The organism is Kitasatospora sp. NPDC007106, assembly GCF_040634455.1.
GTDB classification, from domain to species: Bacteria; Actinomycetota; Actinomycetes; order Streptomycetales; family Streptomycetaceae; genus Kitasatospora; species Kitasatospora arboriphila.
Genome location: NZ_JBEYFP010000552.1, coordinates 1 through 4046, shown reverse-complemented (window position 1 = coordinate 4046; position 4046 = coordinate 1). Strand labels below are relative to the sequence as shown.

Genomic DNA, 4046 nt, shown 5'->3' with positions numbered 1-4046 from the left:
CTTCGCGGACCGGACCCGCGCCATCAACCGCCTCCGCGTCCAGCTCCTGGAGTTCTTCCCAGCGCTGGAACGCGCCTTCGACTACAGCACCAGCAAGGCCGCTCTCGTGCTGCTGACGGGCTACCAGACTCCCGCCGCCCTCAGAAGCCGTTGTCGTACCGAATTTGGTGAGCATGGGTTCGAGTGCGGCGGCTCGGTCGGACGATCTTCGGTCTGTCCGTGCATGAAAACACGGCCTCTGGTGCAGCTCGGGGTTGTCGAGACCTTGAGCACACCGGGAGGCCCTGCCGACGGCATCCCGGCACCTACACCGCCGAGACGACACAACACCTCGTCTCTGCCGCCGAAGCATCGACCCCATGCCTGACCAGTGCAAACGCAGCCGTCACTCTCGGAAGGGCAGCGGCTTCTAACTGGCCCGGACAGGAATCGTGTCAGAAGTCTGGTCTAGGTTTGGCCTGTGAACCACAGCAGCCTCACGGCCGGGGAGCCCCGCGAGCCTGACTCGCCGCCCTACCAGGCAGTTCTGGCGGAGACTGATTGGGGTTCGCTCCAGACAGCTTTCGGGAACGGTGAGTGCCTGCCCAAAGTCCTGGCACGGTTGCTGGAGCCTGATCCCAAGGTGCAGGTCACCGCTTTGTCGGAACTGAGTGAGCTGGTCGGCCACCAGAACACCATCTACGAAGCCACCGCACCCGTCGCCATGTATGTCGCCGGCATCCTCACCCACCCGGCGGCCATGACCCTTCGGCCGTACCGCAATGTCCCCTTCCGCGCGACATTGTTGAACTGGTTGGTATCCACGGCCTACGACGCCTCCGACGAGATTGTCGACCGCATCGAGCAGTACTTCCCTGGCTTCCTCACTCCCGGCAGCATCGTGGCGGCCTTCCGGGACCTGCGCCCGATGCTTTATCGAGCCGTCGCGCCCTTCCTTCAGGACAGTCACGAGGACGTGCGCGAAGCCGCCGGCCTCGCCGCGCTCATCCTCGCCGAACACCCGGCGCTCGCCCAGCACCGCAATCACCTCGCCGTGCACGCGCGCCGCATCCTGGACACCAGCAGCGACGCCCCTAACCGTCGAATTGCCTGGAAGGCCCTCAAAGCATGGGGCCACGACGTCACCGACATTGAACCTTTTCAGGAGGAGCCCTGGGACTGCGGGCCACACAGCCATGGCCGCGGCGATCTCGAACCTCCCTTCTGATTGATAAGCGAACGGCCCGCCGGCCCAAGAATGTGCGGCCGTTTAGAAGCAGTTGCCGTAACGATCTTGGTGAGCATGGGTTCGAGTGCGGCGGCTCGGTCGGGCGATCTTCGGTCTGTCCGTGCATGAAAACAGGGCCTCTGGTGCAGCTCGGGGCTGTTGAGACCTTGAGCACATCAGGAGGCCCTGTTGTCGCAGTTGTACGCCCTCGCGCCGGCCGGCTCCAACTCGGCTACCCGGGAGTGTGATTGTCTCGCTCATCGGTTCGGGAACGCCGGGGATCGGCCGCACAGGCGACCGAGGTACCCCTCGGACATGACGGACGCGGAGTGGGCAGTCGTTCGTGAAGCGCTGCCGGTTCCGGGATGGCTGGAGGGCCGGGGCGGGCAGCCGGAGGGCTACTGCCACCGGCAGATGGTCGACGCGGTGCGCTACCTGGTCGCGGGCGGCATCACCTGGCGCGCGATGCCCGGGGACTTCCCCGCGTGGGACCGCGTCTACGCGTTCTTCCGGCGCTGGCGCGACAAGGGCCTGGTCGCCGAGTTCCACGACCGGCTGCGCGACCGGGTCCGCGAGGCGGCGGGCCGCGACCGGGAGCCGACCGCGGGAATCATCGACGCGCAGTCGGTCAAGGGCGCCTCGTCGGTGCCGGCCGCGAGTCGGGGCTTCGATGGCGGGAAGAACGTCAACGGCCGCAAGCGACACATCATCGTGGACACTCTGGGGCTGCTGTTGACGGTGATGGTCACCGCGGCGTCGGTCACCGACCGCGAGGCCGCCGAGACGCTGTTGGAGCGGCTGCGGAGGCGGCACCGGCGTATCACTCTGGTGTGGGCCGACGGCGGCTACACCGGGCGCCTGGTCGACCTCGCCCGCGATGTCCTGCGCGTCGCACTCACCGTGATCAAACGCAGCGGCAACACCAGCGGTTTCACCGTACTGCCGAAGAGGTGGCTGGTGGAGCGCACATTCGCGTGGCTGATGCGCTCACGCCGCCTGGCCCGCGACTACGAGACCCGCACCGACAGCTCGGAGGCGATGATCCGCTGGTCGATGAGCATGGTCATGAGCCGCCGACTCGCCCGGCGGGCACACTGAACAGTCCCGGGCTCTCCTCGACCAGCCAGCCCCGCGCGACCAGGCGCTTCGCCTTCGACCGCACTCCCTCGACCTTCGCGGGAACCGCCTCCAGTCCGAGCCCCACGGCGAGCTGCCGGCAGTCCACCGCCGCACCGCCCGAGCGCCGGGGGGCGGCCAGGATCTTCATGATCCGCCGGTAGTCCGGCGCCAGAACGCCGGCATCGAGCCCGTCCCGCCACACCGGCACCACCGAGCCCGGCACCGCCGCCGCGACCCGAGCCCGCCGTTCGCCGGCCGCCACGACCGGCGGAACCACCTCATCCTCGCGAGGCTCCGTCAGGACCTCGGCCACCGTCTCACGGGCGATCACGAACCGCTCCCACGCGGCCTCCGCCTCCCGCAACTCGGCCTGAAGAGCATCCACCCGCTGCCGGGCGATCCGCTCACGTTCCTCCAGCAGCCCCATCACCGACGGCACCCCGCACCTCCACCACAGAGACGACACGACACGTCATCCCTGCCGTCGAAGCGCCGACCCTATGCCTGAGCAGCGGAAACGCACTCATCACGCTCGGAAAGACAACGGCTTCTCAGTCGTCTCGGCCACGCCCGACTCGCCAACTGGCTGGCCAACCGGAAGGTCCGCACCGCGGCCCATGTCGCCACCAGAGCGATCGAGGCCGCGCAGGCTCAGCACACGCAGGTCCCGGGTGAGAAGACCGCCGCAGCAATGACCAGCCTGCTCGCCCGAGCGGTAATGGACCTGGATGAGGAGATCGCCCGAACCGACGCGGCCATCGAGGCCCGGTTCCGCCAGCACCGGCACGCTGAGACGATCACCAGCATGCCCGGCATCGGCACCCTCCTCGGCGCCGAACTCATCGCCTGCACCGGCGGCGACCTGGCAGCCTTCGGGAGCCCGACCCGCCTCGCGGGCGTTGCAGGCCTTGCACCCGTCCCGAAGGACTCCGGCAGGATCAGTGGCAACATGCGTCGTCCCCGCCGCTACCACCGTCGCCTCCTGCGCGTCTTCTACCTCTCCGCCCAGGTCGCCGCCCGGTGCTGCCCCACATCACAGGTCTTCTACCAGCGCAAACGCGCTGAAGGGAAGAATCACAAGCAGGCCGTCCTCGCCCTGGCCCGACGTCGCCTCGACGTCCTATGAGCGCGCATTCGTGACCAGCGCACCTTCACCACCGAGCCACCTCGGCTCGAACACGCAACAGCATAGATGTCTCACCAGGCGTCACATTTGGCTTGACGAACCACATTGGGAATCAGTAAAGGTGGCCCTGCTGGCCGGCCTGGGATCGGTGCTTACCGCCCACGGCCTGACCTGGTCGCGTTCCGGCGCGCGGCCGAGCCCCACCGTCGTCGCCGTCTGTGTCGCCCCCTTCGCGTTCTTCGGCAGCCTCGGTCTCATCTGGACACAGTGGCCGCTCGCCGTCGCCCTGGGCATCCCCGTCCTCGGCTGGCTGGTCACCACCACACTCGGCACCGCATTCGCCTGGCAGGACGCCTGACACCCTCGCGCCGGCCGGCGTTGCACGGGATGCGGCAGGCGACGGCGCGCCCTCCCGCGACGCGAACCCGGGACGAGTCAGTGGTTCCGGTCATGCCGACCTCGCGCGTTGACCACTCGCGCTGCCTCCACGCGGTAGCGGAAGTCGCGCAGCCTGGGGTTTCGGCCCACGGTGTCAGTGCGGTGGTCGGGGAGGTCACCGGCGGGTCGAGCACGGTCGGGTGGCGGTGGTCCGAC

4 protein-coding genes and 2 pseudogenes are annotated in these 4046 nt (G+C 68.3%); 5 read left to right on the top strand and 1 reads right to left on the bottom strand.

Annotation, left to right across the window (positions count from 1 at the left end; genetic code table 11):
* From ABZ641_RS28210 to ABZ641_RS28200, 3 genes and pseudogenes are all read left to right on the top strand, one after another.
* Positions 1-145, top strand: a pseudogene (locus ABZ641_RS28210) (IS110 family transposase); the annotation flags it as partial.
* Between the two features lie 315 nt (positions 146-460).
* Complete coding sequence (locus ABZ641_RS28205) at positions 461-1207, top strand: hypothetical protein (RefSeq protein ID WP_359986161.1); 747 nt, start codon at positions 461-463, stop codon at positions 1205-1207.
* 315 nt (positions 1208-1522) lie between these two features.
* A complete protein-coding gene (locus ABZ641_RS28200) occupies positions 1523-2305 on the top strand; it encodes an IS5 family transposase (RefSeq protein ID WP_359986158.1) in 783 nt (260 codons plus the stop codon).
* Here ABZ641_RS28200 and ABZ641_RS28195 read toward each other — a convergent pair.
* Positions 2271-2765 (bottom strand): hypothetical protein, encoded by a 495-nt coding sequence (locus ABZ641_RS28195; protein WP_263107753.1) that lies wholly within the window; start codon positions 2763-2765, stop codon positions 2271-2273. The two genes, ABZ641_RS28200 and ABZ641_RS28195, sit on opposite strands and share 35 nt — an antisense overlap.
* Positions 2766-2888: 123 nt before the next feature.
* Between ABZ641_RS28195 and ABZ641_RS28190 the strand changes: the two are divergent.
* Together ABZ641_RS28190 and ABZ641_RS28185 are read left to right on the top strand one after the other, a co-directional pair.
* A pseudogene (locus ABZ641_RS28190) lies at positions 2889-3452 on the top strand (transposase); the annotation flags it as partial.
* A 121-nt stretch (positions 3453-3573) separates the two neighbouring features.
* Positions 3574-3810, top strand: coding sequence for a hypothetical protein (locus tag ABZ641_RS28185; RefSeq protein WP_359986155.1), 237 nt, complete (start codon positions 3574-3576; stop codon positions 3808-3810).
* Positions 3811-4046: the final 236 nt, after the last annotated feature.

Coding starts and splice junctions, on each gene's coding strand:
- ABZ641_RS28200 (WP_359986158.1), top strand. CDS start 1,523: ATGACGGACGCGGAGTGGGCAGTCGTTCGTGAAGCGCTGCCGGTTCCG.